This is a genomic window from Bacillus alkalicellulosilyticus (genome assembly GCF_002019795.1).
GTDB classification, from domain to species: Bacteria; Bacillota; Bacilli; order Bacillales; family Bacillaceae_F; genus Bacillus_AO; species Bacillus_AO alkalicellulosilyticum.
Window position 1 is genome coordinate 4,258,768 of sequence record NZ_KV917381.1, and the last position, 15,439, is coordinate 4,274,206.

Annotated in this window: 17 protein-coding genes; 1 reads left to right on the forward strand and 16 read right to left on the reverse strand. The window is 39.7% G+C overall.

The window, feature by feature from the left end:
* Positions 1-21: 21 nt before the first annotated feature.
* From BK585_RS21320 to BK585_RS21380, 13 genes are all read right to left on the reverse strand, one after another.
* Positions 22-762: a YwmB family TATA-box binding protein gene (locus BK585_RS21320; RefSeq protein WP_078556105.1), complete on the reverse strand. Its 741-nt coding sequence runs from the start codon at positions 760-762 to the stop codon at positions 22-24.
* Between the two features lie 102 nt (positions 763-864).
* Positions 865-1,098 carry a DUF1146 family protein gene (locus BK585_RS21325; protein WP_078556106.1) on the reverse strand — a complete coding sequence of 78 codons (234 nt, stop codon included), beginning with the start codon at positions 1,096-1,098 and terminating at the stop codon, positions 865-867.
* A gap of 318 nt (positions 1,099-1,416) precedes the next feature.
* On the reverse strand, positions 1,417-2,910 hold the full coding sequence (gene nuoN / locus BK585_RS21330) for an NADH-quinone oxidoreductase subunit NuoN (protein WP_078556108.1): 1,494 nt from the start codon (positions 2,908-2,910) through the stop codon (positions 1,417-1,419).
* Positions 2,911-2,914: 4 nt separating this feature from the next.
* Positions 2,915-4,426 (reverse strand): complex I subunit 4 family protein, encoded by a 1,512-nt coding sequence (locus tag BK585_RS21335; protein WP_078556110.1) that lies wholly within the window; start codon positions 4,424-4,426, stop codon positions 2,915-2,917.
* The gene (gene nuoL / locus BK585_RS21340; protein ID WP_078556112.1) at positions 4,423-6,294 is read right to left on the reverse strand and encodes an NADH-quinone oxidoreductase subunit L; all 1,872 of its coding nucleotides are present in this window, start codon (positions 6,292-6,294) and stop codon (positions 4,423-4,425) included. The genes BK585_RS21335 and nuoL overlap by 4 nt, the downstream gene beginning before the upstream one ends.
* A 19-nt stretch (positions 6,295-6,313) precedes the next feature.
* Positions 6,314-6,628: an NADH-quinone oxidoreductase subunit NuoK gene (gene nuoK, locus BK585_RS21345; protein ID WP_078556114.1), complete on the reverse strand. Its 315-nt coding sequence runs from the start codon at positions 6,626-6,628 to the stop codon at positions 6,314-6,316.
* Entirely contained in the window at positions 6,621-7,142 is a 522-nt protein-coding gene (locus BK585_RS21350) for an NADH-quinone oxidoreductase subunit J (protein ID WP_078556115.1), read from the reverse strand. Before BK585_RS21350 ends, nuoK begins: the two co-directional genes overlap by 8 nt.
* On the reverse strand, positions 7,139-7,564 hold the full coding sequence (gene nuoI, locus BK585_RS21355; protein ID WP_078556117.1) for an NADH-quinone oxidoreductase subunit NuoI: 426 nt from the start codon (positions 7,562-7,564) through the stop codon (positions 7,139-7,141). Before nuoI ends, BK585_RS21350 begins: the two co-directional genes overlap by 4 nt.
* A gap of 28 nt (positions 7,565-7,592) precedes the next feature.
* Positions 7,593-8,594 carry an NADH-quinone oxidoreductase subunit NuoH gene (gene nuoH / locus BK585_RS21360; protein WP_078556119.1) on the reverse strand — a complete coding sequence of 334 codons (1,002 nt, stop codon included), beginning with the start codon at positions 8,592-8,594 and terminating at the stop codon, positions 7,593-7,595.
* A complete protein-coding gene (locus BK585_RS21365) occupies positions 8,594-9,694 on the reverse strand; it encodes an NADH-quinone oxidoreductase subunit D (protein WP_078556121.1) in 1,101 nt (366 codons plus the stop codon). Before BK585_RS21365 ends, nuoH begins: the two co-directional genes overlap by 1 nt.
* Before the next feature lie 3 nt (positions 9,695-9,697).
* A complete protein-coding gene (locus BK585_RS21370) occupies positions 9,698-10,801 on the reverse strand; it encodes an NADH-quinone oxidoreductase subunit C (RefSeq protein ID WP_078556123.1) in 1,104 nt (367 codons plus the stop codon).
* Positions 10,798-11,316, reverse strand: a complete 519-nt coding sequence (locus tag BK585_RS21375; RefSeq protein ID WP_078556125.1) for a NuoB/complex I 20 kDa subunit family protein — start codon at positions 11,314-11,316, stop codon at positions 10,798-10,800. Before BK585_RS21375 ends, BK585_RS21370 begins: the two co-directional genes overlap by 4 nt.
* Positions 11,307-11,684 carry an NADH-quinone oxidoreductase subunit A gene (locus BK585_RS21380; protein ID WP_078556127.1) on the reverse strand — a complete coding sequence of 126 codons (378 nt, stop codon included), beginning with the start codon at positions 11,682-11,684 and terminating at the stop codon, positions 11,307-11,309. The genes BK585_RS21375 and BK585_RS21380 overlap by 10 nt, the downstream gene beginning before the upstream one ends.
* A 196-nt stretch (positions 11,685-11,880) precedes the next feature.
* Between BK585_RS21380 and BK585_RS21385 the strand changes: the two genes are divergently transcribed.
* Positions 11,881-12,372: a DUF1722 domain-containing protein gene (locus tag BK585_RS21385; protein WP_170885676.1), complete on the forward strand. Its 492-nt coding sequence runs from the start codon at positions 11,881-11,883 to the stop codon at positions 12,370-12,372.
* Positions 12,373-12,624: 252 nt separating this feature from the next.
* Here BK585_RS21385 and BK585_RS21390 read toward each other — a convergent pair whose 3' ends face one another.
* From BK585_RS21390 to atpG, 3 genes are all read right to left on the reverse strand, one after another.
* A complete protein-coding gene (locus tag BK585_RS21390; protein WP_078556131.1) occupies positions 12,625-13,026 on the reverse strand; it encodes a F0F1 ATP synthase subunit epsilon in 402 nt (133 codons plus the stop codon).
* A 72-nt stretch (positions 13,027-13,098) separates the two neighbouring features.
* Complete coding sequence (atpD, locus tag BK585_RS21395; RefSeq protein WP_078556133.1) at positions 13,099-14,511, reverse strand: F0F1 ATP synthase subunit beta; 1,413 nt, start codon at positions 14,509-14,511, stop codon at positions 13,099-13,101.
* 40 nt (positions 14,512-14,551) lie between these two features.
* Positions 14,552-15,409, reverse strand: coding sequence for an ATP synthase F1 subunit gamma (atpG, locus tag BK585_RS21400; RefSeq protein ID WP_078556135.1), 858 nt, complete (start codon positions 15,407-15,409; stop codon positions 14,552-14,554).
* Positions 15,410-15,439: the final 30 nt, after the last annotated feature.

Here is a 15,439-nt window from a genome sequence, read left to right on the forward strand (position 1 = left end):
AAATTAAGCGTCTCTTTTATATTAATATTCAATAGTTATTATAGGCGTTCCAATTGTGACGGTTGTTTCAGAGCCCAATCCGGCTCCATACCGTAAAGCAAGCTGTACATTCATCTTGTTGCCGTTCGTTTCCAAGTGGTCTGCCCAATTATGATTATATGCAGATATGGATAAGAACGTTTCTTCCTTAATTTCTTCAACCGGTGATGCTTGTAAATCTTTTATTAATTTTGTTGCAGATTGATTTAAGGTTTCACTCGAAATCAAACTTGTTTTCCCAGTTACTGTAGTGAAGACATCCGGAGTTGTTGAAAACAAATGGTTCATTCGTTTGTGGAAATGCGATTCGAAGTTATTCCAATTTGAGTTTGTTTCATGAAGTCCGTGAACTTCGTATATTACATAAATGGCATACTTTTGTGCTTTTGGATAAGCAAGAAACGTTATCTGTTCTTCAACGGAAAATTCCTCATGCTGTTTTGTTGCGCTTACTCTCCAATTGTCCTCTCTCTCTATATCTGTTGGAAAGTCCCAGTCAAAATCAGCCCATTCATTTTGTAATTGAATGATTTCTTGCTTGTACTCCACACTATCACGAACTAGCTGTTGCTCTCCTCTTGTGTATAACTTCCAGTTCTCAATTGCTATCTCGTTGGATTCCATCACATCCAAGATCTCTGTAAGTTGTGTGGTATCCGTTTCCCCAGCATATACTGTTGTAGCGATAAGGAATAGTCCTAGTACAACAAAAAAATATTTCATTTCGAAGTTCCCCTCTCCGTGCTTCACAATGTTATTAGTAACATTTTTTCCAGAGAGGAGCTATGCATACATGGAAGTTGTAGTCAAACATCGACAAACATTTTAAAAAAGATGACGAAGCATAGTTGACCAACTAAAATATTCCAATAAGAAACTACTGACAAGGTAAGCAATTGCAATTGTAAGTAATATCATTAGTGTTTTTGCTTTTGCACCATTAGGGTTTTTCACAAACAAATCAAACTTAAATGCTTGCAAGGCCCACCATGTGACTCCAAGAAAGAAAATATGCACAAAGATATGTAGGAGTGCTTGTTGCCCAAAGCTTTCTACCAAGATAATAACCTCTTTTCCTTTGACACTGACTTGATAACTATAAATGATTATCCTTTTCCAAGAAAAGAGACATTTTACCTATAAATCATAAATCAATCCAACTTCCATAATACTTCAATAGTTGATAAAAATCTACATTTCCTCGGAAATTTTTCATTTATTGACATCTAATCTTTGCCATTAATAAAATATATGATCTCTTTCCCCTCTTATTTCCTCAATTCATATAAATTAACCATCTTTTATAATAAGAATATTTTTTTTACAGTTGCTACAAAAAAAAGAAACGATACTCTTGTTAAGAGCATCGTTCCATTCTTATTGTAAAATTTGCGAGAAGTCTAAATAGGTATTCATGAAGTCAATTAGAACATTTGGGAAGAGCCCTAGCCCAAAGGTACCAATGGCGCAAATAAATAGGACGACATACATCCCAATTGGGACGGTTATTGGCTTGCTATCATAGTTGGGTCTAAAATACATTTGTCCGAGGACACGGAAGTAATAAAAGTATGAAATGATTGAGGTAGCAATCATAATCCCTGCTGTCCAATAGAATCCTACAGAAATTGCTCCAATAAAAATATAATATTTACCAATAAAACCAGCACTAATTGGTATACCTGCTAGTGAGATGAGGAATAATCCCATCAAGAGCGCAAGAATTGGAGACTTCTTCCCTAATCCAGCAAAACTACTTATGTTGGATGAGTTTGTTTGTTCAGTAACCAATTGCAAGACAGCGAAAGCCCCTATATTCATAAACAAGTAAGCAACTAAATAAAACCATAACGTTTCATACATGAGCATATTTAAAGTCGCAATCGGTACTAAAATATAACCTGCTTGAGCAATACTTGAATAGGCAAACATTCTTTTTACATTTTCTTGTCGAAGTGCCATAATATTTCCAACAATCATTGTTACAATTGCGATTGCCACGACATACATACTTGTATCAAACACTAAATATGAATATTGAAGTCCTGGCGTTGCTGAAAATATAACAAACAACAAACGCAAGATAATCGCAAACCCAGCCGTTTTTGAAACAACACTTAAAAATGCAGCAACTGGTGTTGGAGACCCTTGATAAACATCTGGTGCCCACATATGAAATGGGGCAGCTGCAATTTTAAAGACAAGCCCTACAAAAACGAGGAAGAAGGCAAAGTACAGTAAAAACGCATTTTCGAGTACATTTGGATCTGCTAATGTTTGAGCGATTTCAAAAAGGTTTGTAAACCCAGTTAATCCATAAATGTAGCTTAATCCAAATAGTGTGATAGCTGTAGCAATTCCACCATTGATGACATACTTCATAGCCGCTTCGTTCGACTGAAGGTCTTTCTTCATAATGCCCGCAAGGATATACGATGACAATGATAAAAGCTCAAGACCAACAAAAAGAGTAATTAAATCGGCACTGGATGACATAATCATTCCACCGAGTAATGCCGTTAACAATAAGTAGAAAAACTCACCACGGTATTCAATTTCTTTTTTCTTATAATCAATCGCCATAATCATGACAAGCGCTGCACCGATTAAAAGGATAAACTTAAAGGCAATTGAGAATCCATCTAAACGGTATGTATCATATAAAATCATTTGAACAGGAGACCCTAACTGTCTTACAAGGAAGACGAGAGCCACCAAAATCCCACCGAGTGCAAGCCATCCTAATAGTTTTCGGTCTATTTTTTCTTTTAAAAAGAGGTCAAGGAGAGATAGGACTGTTGCCACAATTAAAATCGTAAATTCCGGCGCCATAATTCCCCATGGAAAACTTAGTAACGTTTCTAAATCCATATCTCTACCCCCCTAACCCTGCTAGTAAGATTTGTAGTGCACCTTGTAATGGTTCTGCTAATATCGCTGGATAGACACCTAATAAAATGATAAACGCAAGCAAGACAATAGCTGGCACCATTTCTAAAGGCCCGATATCCTTAAGTTCTTTCCATTCCTCTGGAGTCGGTCCAAACGTAACAGCTAATGTCGCTCTTAGTAAATATACAGCTGTTAAGATGATACCGAGGGTTCCGATAGCGGCGATAATCGGCATCGATTGGAATAAACCTAAAAAGGATAGGAACTCACTTATAAAGCCTGACATTCCCGGTAATCCGAGTGATGCCATTGCTCCTGTGAGTAAAAGTCCTGATGCAATTGGCATTGACCTTGATAATCCACCGAGCTTTGTTATTTTTGAAGTCTTTGTTCTTTCATAATAAACACCAATTAAGAAGAACAGGAGCGCTGAAATTAAACCGTGTGACACTACTTGGAAAACAGCTCCTTGTAATCCTACTTCATTTAAAGCAGCTAATCCAATTAAAACAATCCCCATGTGAGAAATACTTGAATAGGCAAGCACCATTTTTAAATCGGTTTGAATGAGTGCTAAGTAAGCCCCGTACAGCAAATTGATGACACCGAGAATTGCAATGATATAAGCAATTTCGTTTATCTCGGCTGGAAAAAATCCAAAACCAAATTGAATTAATCCATATGCACCAATTTTCAAGAGAACCCCAGAGTGAATCATTACAATTGCTGGGGGTGCTTGAACATGAACTTTTAACATCCATGTATGCAATGGGAATATTGGAAGCTTAACGCCAAAGGCAATCAATAGTGCAATTAATAAGCCCCATTTCAACTCACTGTATCCAGGTCCAACCATTTGAAGAATCATCGTCAATTCATCAATGCGAAGTGTATGGATATTAACAAACAACACAACAAACACAATTAGCAGCACAGCTGAGCCAAGCCCATTGTAGATGAGGAAGCTATTTGCTGCTTTTTCACGGTCCATATACCCCCATTTCCCAATGAGGAAGTACATTGGAATCAAGGTAAGTTCAAAGAAAATGAAAAATAAGAATAGATTCTGAGCTGCAAAAACACCTAACATCCCGATTTCAAGCAGTAAAAACAAAATAAAATATGCTTTTAGACTTTTCGATATTTGGAAGGTAGAAGCTAATGCCGCTAGTGTTGATACAATGGCTGTTAAAAGGATTAACGAAATCCCTAAACCATTGACTCCAAGGTCATAATTTATCCACAAGTTTACTTGGTTTTGGCTTAACATCGCTGTACTAAAATTAATCCATTGTCGTACTTCTTCAAATTGAAGGGCTGTATTAGCACGGTCAAAAATAGAAAAAGCATAAATAGCCAAGATTAAAGGAAGCAATGTAGTCAAAAATCCAAGTAATTTTACGAGCTTATCATTTCCTTTTGGAACTAAGGCAATAAACAAGATACCAAGAAGGGGTGAGAAAATCAGAATTGTAAGTAGATATGATTGTGTCATCCGAAATACCCCCCTGTTACTGTTAAGACGACTAGGATAATAACTAGACCGATAAAGGCTACCGCTCCATACGTTTGAACTTGACCTGTTGAAAGACGTTCATACAGTTTTCCTAGTGCTTCAGTAGAGCTTACTACCAATTGAATAATCGTTTCAATGATGTATTTTTCAATATAATAGAACAAATAACTTATGGCTATCGTCCCGCGTACGAATGTACGGTCATATAGCTCATCAACATAATATTTCCGATACGATACCTGATAAAAAACACTGTCATTACCAGGAATTCTTTCTCGGGAAATATTCTCTTTGCCATACATTGTCCACGCTACATATATACCTAATAATGAAACGAATACTGCTAAAGGCATTACCCAACCTGGATCACTAAGGTAAATATGTCCTCGATTCCATGGGCTGTTTGAGAGCCAATCTCCTAAGAAAGTACCAAACCAATGGGTATGGACATATCCGGCGACAACAGCAAGAACAGCTAACACGATCATTGGAATCGTCATGACCGCTGGAGATTCATGAACCGATGATTGATTTCCTCTTGGCTTTCCGATAAAAACGAGGAAGAACAATCTAAACATATAGACTGATGTTAGAAGAGCCGTGAGCAAAGCAACAGCGAATAATCCATATCTTCCATCAGCTAATGTCGCTAACAAAATTTCCTCTTTACTAAAGAATCCTGAAAAGAGTGGGAATCCAGCAATGGCTAAGCATCCGATTAAAAAGACGACAGCCGTTACCCTCATCTTTTTCCAAAGTCCGCCCATTTCAAAAATGTTTTGCGTATGAACTGCATGAATTACGCTTCCTGCTGCTAAAAACAACAGTGCTTTAAAGAAAGCATGAGTCATCAGGTGGAATACAGCAGCAATGTAACTTGCTGAACCTAATGCTAACATCATGTACCCTAACTGACTCACTGTGGAATAAGCAAGAATGCGTTTAATATCCTTTTGCGTAATCGCGATTGTCGCCGCAAAAATCGCTGTAAATCCACCAATGACAGCAACTGTTGTCATCGCTACTGGTGATGCCGAAAAAAGCGGGAACATCGTAGCGACTAAATACACACCTGCAGCTACCATTGTTGCCGCATGGATTAATGCTGATACAGGGGTCGGACCTTCCATCGCATCAGGTAACCATGTATGAAGAGGAAACTGACCTGACTTTCCTATGGCCCCGACAAAAATAAGAATTGCAGTTAATGTTATCATTCCTTCTGTTAAGGCGTTGGCCTCGACAGCCGCAAAAATTGCTTGAAGTTCGAAGCTTCCCACATTCCAGAATAATAATATAATCCCGATAAATAAACCAACGTCACCAATTCGAGTGACAATAAATGCTTTTTTCGCAGCAGCTCTTGCTTCTTCTTTAAAGTAATAAAATCCAACTAAGAGGAAGGAACACACTCCAACAAGCTCCCAGAAAATATAGAGTTGAAGCAAGTTAGGAGATAGCACGAGTCCAAGCATTGAAAATGTAAATAATCCTAAATAGGAATAAAAGACAGGAATCCTGTGACTATCCGTTGCTGTCATATATCCTTTTGAATACATATGTACTAAAAAGCTGACTAGTGTCACAATCACTAGCATTAGCGCATTTAGCTGATTGACTTCTAACCCCATTGTAATCGTTCTGTCTCCAATGGTGAGCCAAGAAAATTGATAAATGACGTCTTCCCCTCTAAGTCTGTCGAACAAGACGAGGATCGACCATATCAAAGCTATAAATGAAATTACAATCCCTACTAGCGAACCTTTTTCTTTTAATGTTCTTCCAAATAGGAGAAGAATGATAAAAGATAAAAGAGGTAAAAGCGGGATCATCCATGCATTTTCCATTCGTATTCACCCCCTCAATTTATCGTTTCATAAGATTCATCTCGTCGACATTTACCGTTTTTCGATTTCGATAAAGAGCGATCAGGATGGCTAGACCAACGGCTGCTTCAGCTGCGGCAACTGTAATTGCAAAAAGCGCAAATACTTGCCCTGAGATACCTGGGTTTGGTCCGTGAATGGCAAAAGCCACTAAATTAATATTGACTGCATTTAACATCAACTCAATACAAATTAGCACAATAACCGTGTTCCTTTTCGTCAGTACTCCAAACATTCCAATACAAAAAAGAATAAGAGCGACGACTAAAAATACGGATAATGGAATATTACTCATGGTCGCCAGCCTCCTTTTCCTCATCATCGGACTTTGCAATGGCAACCGCTCCGACTAATGCGACTAGGAGGATAACACCGACGGTTTCAAATGGAATAACAAACTTCGAATAAATCGCAATCCCTATTTGTCTTACATTGTTTTCATGTAATGTGGTTGCTTGCTGTTCAAAGGATAAGCCGTTAATTCCAATGAACATAATGACAAAGAATATGACCACACCAACAAAAGCGAAGATGGAGCGGCTAATACTTGTTGGTGTGTCACTTGTATCATCATGCTTTGTTAGCATAATTCCAAATAGCATCACAATTGTTATCGCCCCACCGTAGATAAGCACCTGCACAAAGGCAATGAATTCCGCAGATAACAACACATATAATCCCGCAATGCTGATAAATGTGAAAGCAAGGGCGACGATAATATGAACAACTTTTCGTAAGTTAATCATTAGTACGCCACCACTAATGGCTATGAGGGCAAGGATAAAGAAAGCAATCATTTCTCCTGTCACGCTTTATTCTCCTCCCTCACATTAGTATCATTTTCATCAAGCCATTCTAAATCTTTAAAAAGGTCATCGCGACTGTACACAGCTAATTCAAAGTTATTTGTCATCACAATCGCCTCTGTCGGACAAACCTCAGTACATAAATCGCACAATATGCAAATTTCAAAATTGATATCATACGTATCGATGATTTTTCCTTTTTTATTTGGGTCTGGATGTGGTTTCCCTGTTAATTGAATACAATCTGTTGGACAAATTGTTGCACACTGGTTACAGACGATACACTTTTCAGGGTAAAACTTTTGAATGCCACGGAAGCGATCCGGAAACTCTACCGGTTCGTCTGGGTACATTGATGTCACATTTTTTTTCGTTAAATTTGCAAGTGTATATTTTAAGCCTTTAACTAGCCCTTGACCGAACATGCTTTCACCCCTTGGTCTTTACGTTTCATTACAGAAGAAACTCCTTCATTAATGCCGTGATAATGATATTAACAATCGCGAGTGGCAATAAAATCTTCCAGGCAAACTCCATTAACTGGTCGCCTCGAATTCGTGGAAATGTTCCCCGTAACCAAATCATAAAGAAGAAGACGACTGAGAATTTTAAACCAAACCAAACGACTCCTGGTATAAAGTCTAGGAAGATGATTGGCTGCCAGCCCCCTAAGAATAACACGGTAATTAAGGAACACATCGCAAATAAATAAACGTACTCTGCTAGCATAAAAAATGCCCAGCGGAAACCTGAATATTCAACATGATACCCTGCAACAAGCTCTGACTCCGCCTCTGGTAAATCAAAAGGAACTCGGTTCAGCTCTGCGGTTGCAGCAATAACAAAGATAACAAAACCTAAAATTTGAGGAACGACATACCAAACATTCGCTTGCGCTTCAACGATCTCGATTAAATTTAAACTTCCTGTAAGTAACACAACCCCAACCACAGAAAGAACAAGCGGGACCTCATAAGAAATCATTTGAGCGGCAGCGCGCATACCACCCATTAGCGCATACTTATTATTAGATGCCCACCCTCCTGTTAGCATTCCGAGCGTAGTAATTCCAGAGACAGCAATGTAAAAAAGTAATCCTACACCGATATCCGAAAAATATAGGTTCTCCGAAAATGGAATAACCGCTAACACAACAAAGGCTGGAACAAAGGCTAAAAATGGAGCGAGGATAAACAATGGTTTATCTGCCTTTTTCGGGATCGTGTCCTCTTTTAATAAAAGCTTTAGTACGTCTGCTACCGTTTGTAACAGTCCAAATCCCCCACCTGTTCGGTTAGGACCCACACGTAACTGCATAAAACCGAGCACTTTACGTTCAGCTAATATTGCATACGTGACAAAGCCAAGAACGATACCTAACAACACGGCGGCAATCGCAAAAAATGTTATGAAATTCATCCAACTTGGAGATGAGGTTAACAACTCATTAATCATTATCCATCAACCTCCCCTAAGACGATATCAATTCCGCCTAGTATCGCAATTAAGTTTGCAATCGGTTCACCCACTAGCAGCTTAGGGAGAATTTGCAAATTATAAAATGACGGACGTCGGAATTTTAAACGATATGGCTCTTTCTTCCCTTTACTCGAGATGTAACACCCTATTTCTCCTCGAGGTGACTCGATTCGAACATAGGTCTCGCCTTCTGGTGGCTTAATGATTCTCGGTGTTTTGGCAAGTACCGGTCCTTCACCTGGGAATTGCTCTACAGCTTGTTCTATAATTCGAATCGATTGTTCAATCTCGCCCATTCGAATGAAGTATTTTGACAAGCAATCTCCATCTTCATGAGTAGGGATATCAAAATCAAAACGGTCATAAATCGAATATGGCTCATCTTTACGTAAATCCCATTTTACGCCGGTACAGCGAAGGTTAGCTCCACTTAACGAATGGTTAATTGCATCTTCCTTCGTATACTTTCCGACTCCTTTAACGCGGTTTAAAAAGATTTCATTTCCTGAAACTAACGTATGATAGCCTTCAAGCTCTTTTCGTAAGTAAGGCATAAGGTCTCTTACCTTTTCAACCCAACCAGGAGGGGCATCCCATTTTACTCCACCTACACGCATATAGTTAAACGTCAGTCTAGCACCTGAGATTTCATTTAACAGATTGATAATCATTTCGCGTTCACGGAAGGCATATAGAAATGGACTCATTGCGCCTAAATCTAATAAATATGTACCATACCAAACGAGATGGCTTGCAATCCGACTAAGCTCCATAACAATGACGCGGAGATACTCTGCTCTTTCAGGAACTTCCAGCTCCATCATCGTTTCAACAGCATGACAAATGACATAATTGTTTGTCATCGCTGATAAGTAATCCATTCTATCGGTGTACGGGATGATTTGAGTATATTGTAAATTCTCAGCTAGCTTTTCCGTACCACGGTGAAGATAGCCGATGACTGGTGTTGCTTCTGTAATAATTTCACCATCAATTTTTACGACAAGTCGGAATACCCCATGCGTACTAGGATGCTGTGGTCCAACGTTTAATAGCATTTCTTCTGTTCTAATCATAACCTATACCTCCTCATCATGAGGTTCATAGTCTTTACGAAGTGGGTACCCGACCCAATCATCAGGCAACATAATTCGTGTTAAGTTTGGATGACCCGAGAACTGTATTCCTAATAAGTCATAAGCTTCTCGTTCAGGCCAGTTGGCGCCTTCCCATACCGTGGCTAGTGAATCAATTTCCGGTTGGTCTCTATCAATTTTAACTTTTAATGCAATATTTTCTTTTGTTTTAAAGGAATAAAAATGATTGTAAATTTCCATATGTGTTTCAAAATCAGAACCATGCAGCTCTGATAAATAGTCGAACGACAAAACTTCATTATGTTTTAAAAACTGGGCAATTTTATAATACGTTTCTTTTTTAGCAACAAGTGTTGGCACATGTTTTGCTAGTTTATTAATATAAGCATCTTCTAGTACTTCTTCACCCAGGTTATCAGAAATCACCTTTACATACTTATCTAGTTTGTCTTGGTTTGGTAACGGTCCTTCAGCTATAGGAGCTTCCGTTTTGGCTGAAGAAGCAGATGCAGCTTTGGCTCTAGCGGCTGCCGCGGCCTTGGCTTTGGCAACTGCGGCGGCTTTCGCTTTGGCTTTTTCATCATCAGTATCTCCAGCACCTGACGACTTTGCCTTTGCAGCAGCGGCTGCTTTTGCCTTCGCTGCTGCAGCTGCTTTGGCTTTGGCGGCTGCCGCGGCTTTCGCTTTTTCATCCGCTGGCTCGCTGCTTTCTTCTCGTGCTTCCGCTTGGGCTTTTTGCTTCGCTAGTGCAGCGGCTTTCGCCTTCGCGGCTGCGGCTGCTTTGGCTTTGGCGGCTGCCGCGGCTTTCGCTTTTTCATCCGCTGGCTCGCTGCTTTCTTCTCGTGCTTCCGCTTGGGCTTTTTGCTTCGCTAGTGCAGCGGCTTTCGCCTTCGCGGCTGCGGCTGCTTTGGCTTTGGCGGCTGCCGCGGCTTTGGCTTTTTCATCCGCTGGCTCGCTGCTTTCTTCTCGTACTTCTTTTGAAAGCGCTTCCTTATTTTCAGTCTCTTCTGTATTCTTTGACTTTTCTTTCATTTTGCGTAAAGCTTCTGCTTTGGCTTTTTCATCTGCGGTTGGTTTATCACTCATCGACTAGTCACCCGCTTCCCAGTCTTAGCTTCATAACGGATTTTTTCTTGTAATTTATTTATTCCATAAATTAAGGCAGCTGGATTAGGTGGACAGCCTGGAATGTATACGTCAACCGGAACGATTTGGTCAACACCTTTAACAACGGCATATGATTTCACATACGGTCCCCCAGCTGTGGCACAGGATCCCATGGCGATGACCCATTTCGGCTCTGGCATTTGGTCGTACAGACGCTTAAGGATCGGAGCCATTTTTTTCGTAACAGTCCCAGAAACGATCATACAGTCAGAATGTCTTGGTGACGTCCGAAAGATAACACCAAATCTGTCTTGGTCATAATGTGATGCACCGGTTCCCATCATTTCGATGGCACAACAGGCTAATCCAAAGGTTAAGGGCCAAATTGAATTACTTCTTGCCCAAGCTTTGACTTGTTCTAAAGTTGTAAAAAAGACGTTCTGTTCTAACTCTTCACGTTCTTCTTTTGTTATGCTGTCTAAGTTTAAATCCACGTCAACACCTTCTTCTTCCAGGCATAAATCAATCCAATAAATAGCATTATCATAAAGATAACCATCTCAATAAGTGCAAAAATTCCTAAATAATCATAGGCTACTGCCCACGGATATAAAAATACAGTTTCTACGTCAAATAAAACAAACAAAAGCGCAAACATATAATACCTTACATTAAACTGAACCCAGCTTCCACCAGTTGGTTCAACTCCACTTTCATAGGTTGTTTGCTTTTCTTTTGTTGGCTTATTTGGTCTTAAAAACCTTCCTGCTGTAAGCGCAACCAATGGTAATAAGATACCAAGGAGTACAAATACGGCAACGACCAAATAGTTATTCTGATACAGGTTATACAGTGGATCCATACTGCCTCACCCTCCATGCCTTTTCCATTAATATGTATGTAGCAATCGAATACATTATAGCAAATCCTATATATAGTGTCGACTGAAACCAAATTGCCACATTTCCGTTTAGAAAATTCTAAATATGCTTTACTTTTGTTATCGCTTGTTATCTAACCTTTTCAATGGTATATTCAGCCCATTGGAGGGTCATGCCATGGAAAAAATAGAAAATATAAAATTTGCAAGAAAAATTTTAGAAAAGCTTTGGGCACAAAATAAGTATGACGTCATGTCTAAAGGATATGAACAATATGTAACCCTACGCAACCAATACCGTGAACTACCTGAGCTTCTTATTTTTGACGGGCTCTATGATACATTTTCTACTATAATGAGTAAGCCCTATAAACGAACTGGAATGTTAACTACATTAGAACATGTTTGGGGATATTTTAAAAGAGAAGCGACCGAGGAAGAAAAGCAGTTGTTCTTTGAGAAGCTACATTTCTGTAAAGCTCTTCCTGATGAATTTAGAGAATTTCCTAAAGAGTTACTAGATATATTGCAATTGGTTGAGAGATTAAAAGACACTTATAAAAAACCATACATACAACAATCTACTTTACTTACACGTGGAAAGTGGAATGAAATCATGGTTAAGGGGAGGCGGTATTATTTTGTTGATGGCGAGTTATATGTTCAATAGTTTTTACTTACGGACACACGATTCGCTATTTTAACAAAAAAACAATATTATTGCGCGTAAAGGACACACAGTCCTTTATTTATATAAAAGTAGAGGGTTTCAGTCAAAAATCAAGCAAATAAGTGCATCTGTGTCCGTTAATCATGAAAAATAGCTTAAATCGGGAAAATAAGGGATCCTGTGTCCGATAGTGAAAATAAAACCACAAAAAAATACTTGTAGTCCTCATATGACGGCTACAAGTATTTTTTATTATTTCCCTGCCACTTCTAAACGAGTGATTGCTTTGCGTAAAGCTAATTGAGCGCGCTTGAAGTCAATTTCATCTTGCTTGGCTTCAGCCATACGACGCTCTGCTCGTTCTTTCGCTGCACGGGCACGGGCGACATCAATATCTGTTGGCAGTTCAGCAGTTTCTGCTAAGATGGTTACTTTGTCAGGGCGGACTTCAATAAATCCACCACTTACAGCAACTCGTTGGACTTTATTGTCCTTCTTAAGGCGAACTGCACCAACGGTTAGAGGAGCTACCAACGGGATGTGACCAGGTAAAATACCTAGCTCACCACTTTGGGCGCGTACGCTTACCATTTCAACATCTCCGTCAAATACCGTGCCATCAGGAGTGACAACATTCGCTTGCATTGTCTTCATCGAATACCCTCCTTAACAGCAATACGGTTATGATTGATAGAAGAGTCGGCTTGAAGCGACTCCTATCTCCCATTATTGCATTTGTTTTGCTTTTTCAACAACTTCTTCAATACGACCTACAAGACGGAATGCATCTTCAGGAAGAGAATCATATTTACCTTCAAGGATTTCCTTGAATCCAGCGATTGTTTCTTTTACTGGTACATACGATCCTGGTTGTCCTGTGAACTGCTCAGCCACGTGGAAGTTTTGAGATAAGAAGAATTGGATACGACGAGCACGACCAACGATAAGCTTGTCTTCTTCAGATAACTCATCCATACCAAGGATTGCGATGATATCTTGTAATTCTTTATATTTTTGTAATGTTTGCTGAACTTGACGTGCTACTGAGTAGTGCTCTTCTCCAACGATTTCTGGAGAAAGTGCTCTTGACGTTGACGCTAATGGGTCAACGGCTGGGTAGATACCCATCTCAGAAAGCTTACGCTCAAGGTTTGTTGTTGCATCTAAGTGAGCAAATGTTGTTGCTGGAGCCGGATCTGTATAGTCATCGGCAGGTACATAAATCGCTTGGATTGATGTAACAGAACCAACATTTGTTGATGTAATACGCTCTTGAAGCTGACCCATTTCAGTAGCTAGTGTTGGTTGGTAACCAACGGCAGATGGCATACGACCTAATAGGGCAGAAACCTCTGAACCAGCTTGTGTGAAACGGAAGATGTTATCAACGAAAAGAAGTACGTCTGCACCTTTTTCATCACGGAAATGCTCAGCCATTGTTAAACCCGTTAATGCAACACGCATACGTGCTCCAGGTGGCTCATTCATTTGTCCGAATACCATTGCCGTTTTGTTAATAACTCCAGAGTCTTTCATTTCATAGTAAAGGTCATTTCCTTCACGTGTACGTTCACCAACACCTGCGAATACCGAGATACCGCCGTGCTCTTGAGCGATGTTATTGATTAACTCCTGGATTAATACGGTTTTACCAACTCCCGCACCACCAAATAGTCCGATTTTTCCACCTTTAATGTAAGGAGCAAGTAAATCAACGACTTTAATTCCTGTTTCAAGAATTTCAGTTTTTGTTGATAACTCTTCAAATTTAGGTGCTTGACGGTGAATAGGGTCTTTTTTAACATCAGCAGCCATAGGCTCATCCAAGTCAATTGCTTCCCCTAATACGTTAAACACACGACCTAATGTTGCATCTCCAACAGGAACCGAGATTGGAGCTCCTGTATCTAATGCTTCTGTACCACGAACAAGTCCATCAGTAGAACCCATCGCTACGGTACGAACTGTATCATCACCAAGATGTAGAGCAACTTCTAACGTTACGTTTACATCTACCGCATTTTTCGTTGAACCTACTTGCTCAACTTTTAGTGCGTTATAGATCTCTGGCATTTGTCCATCATCAAACTTTACGTCTACGACTGGACCCATTACCTGAGTAATGCGACCTTTATTCATCAGTTTCCCTCCTATACTTGCTTATTCCGTTCAACTGCAATTATTCAAGGGCAGCGGCACCGCCGACAATTTCAGTAATTTCCTGCGTGATAGCTGCTTGACGTGCACGGTTGTATGAAAGTGTAAGACTATCAATTAAAGCAGAAGCGTTATCAGTGGCCGAGCTCATCGCTGTCATACGAGCACCAAACTCACTTGCTTTCGCATCTAATAGAGCACCGTAAATGACGCTTTCGCCGTATTGCGGTAAAAGCTGCTCAAGAATTGCTTCTTCAGACGGCTCATAGATGTATTCAGCATTACCTTCTTTTGTTGATAAGTCTGTTAACGGCAATACTTTCTTTTCTGTGACTTCTTGTGTGATAGGACTTACGAAATGGTTATACCAGATGTAAAGCTCATCAAAGATTTCATCAGAAAACATTTCAACCGTTGTACTAGCGAGATTTTTAATATCGCTAAATTCAGGTTGGTCGGATAAACCAACGACTTCTTGAATAATTGGCAGGTTGCGCTTTTTAAATAAATCACGACCGATACGACCCATAACGATAAGTCCGTACTCATCTTTTGATTTATGACGAGCATCAATAGCTTTTAACACTTCTCGGACTAAGCTAGCGTTATAAGCACCTGCTAAGCCACGATCTGATGTAATCACGATATAACCCGTCTTTTTCACTGGACGTTCTTCTAGCATCGGATGAGTTGCATCCGTGTTGCTAGCTGCAATACTTGCAACAACCTCGCGAATTTTTTCCGTGTACGGTAAGAAAGACTTTGCTTTTTCTTGAGCGCGATTTAGTTTGGCAGCTGATACCATCTCCATCGCTTTCGTAATTTGCTTCGTTTTCTTCGTAGACGTTATTCGCGTTTTTATATCTCGAAGTGAGGCCAACTGTTTTCACCACCTTTTCGCGTAACTGGT

Excerpts from the sequence above, each read along its gene's own strand:
- BK585_RS21320 (WP_078556105.1), bottom strand. The coding sequence starts at position 762 with ATGAAATATTTTTTTGTTGTACTAGGACTATTCCTTATCGCTACAACA.
- nuoN (WP_078556108.1), bottom strand. The coding sequence starts at position 2,910 with ATGGATTTAGAAACGTTACTAAGTTTTCCATGGGGAATTATGGCGCCG.
- BK585_RS21335 (WP_078556110.1), bottom strand. The coding sequence starts at position 4,426 with ATGACACAATCATATCTACTTACAATTCTGATTTTCTCACCCCTTCTT.
- nuoL (WP_078556112.1), bottom strand. The coding sequence starts at position 6,294 with ATGGAAAATGCATGGATGATCCCGCTTTTACCTCTTTTATCTTTTATC.
- nuoK (WP_078556114.1), bottom strand. The coding sequence starts at position 6,628 with ATGAGTAATATTCCATTATCCGTATTTTTAGTCGTCGCTCTTATTCTT.
- nuoI (WP_078556117.1), bottom strand. The coding sequence starts at position 7,564 with ATGTTCGGTCAAGGGCTAGTTAAAGGCTTAAAATATACACTTGCAAAT.
- nuoH (WP_078556119.1), bottom strand. The coding sequence starts at position 8,594 with ATGATTAATGAGTTGTTAACCTCATCTCCAAGTTGGATGAATTTCATA.
- BK585_RS21365 (WP_078556121.1), bottom strand. The coding sequence starts at position 9,694 with ATGATTAGAACAGAAGAAATGCTATTAAACGTTGGACCACAGCATCCT.
- BK585_RS21370 (WP_078556123.1), bottom strand. The coding sequence starts at position 10,801 with ATGAGTGATAAACCAACCGCAGATGAAAAAGCCAAAGCAGAAGCTTTA.
- BK585_RS21380 (WP_078556127.1), bottom strand. The coding sequence starts at position 11,684 with ATGGATCCACTGTATAACCTGTATCAGAATAACTATTTGGTCGTTGCC.
- BK585_RS21385 (WP_170885676.1), top strand. The coding sequence starts at position 11,881 with ATGGAAAAAATAGAAAATATAAAATTTGCAAGAAAAATTTTAGAAAAG.
- BK585_RS21390 (WP_078556131.1), bottom strand. The coding sequence starts at position 13,026 with ATGAAGACAATGCAAGCGAATGTTGTCACTCCTGATGGCACGGTATTT.
- atpD (WP_078556133.1), bottom strand. The coding sequence starts at position 14,511 with ATGAATAAAGGTCGCATTACTCAGGTAATGGGTCCAGTCGTAGACGTA.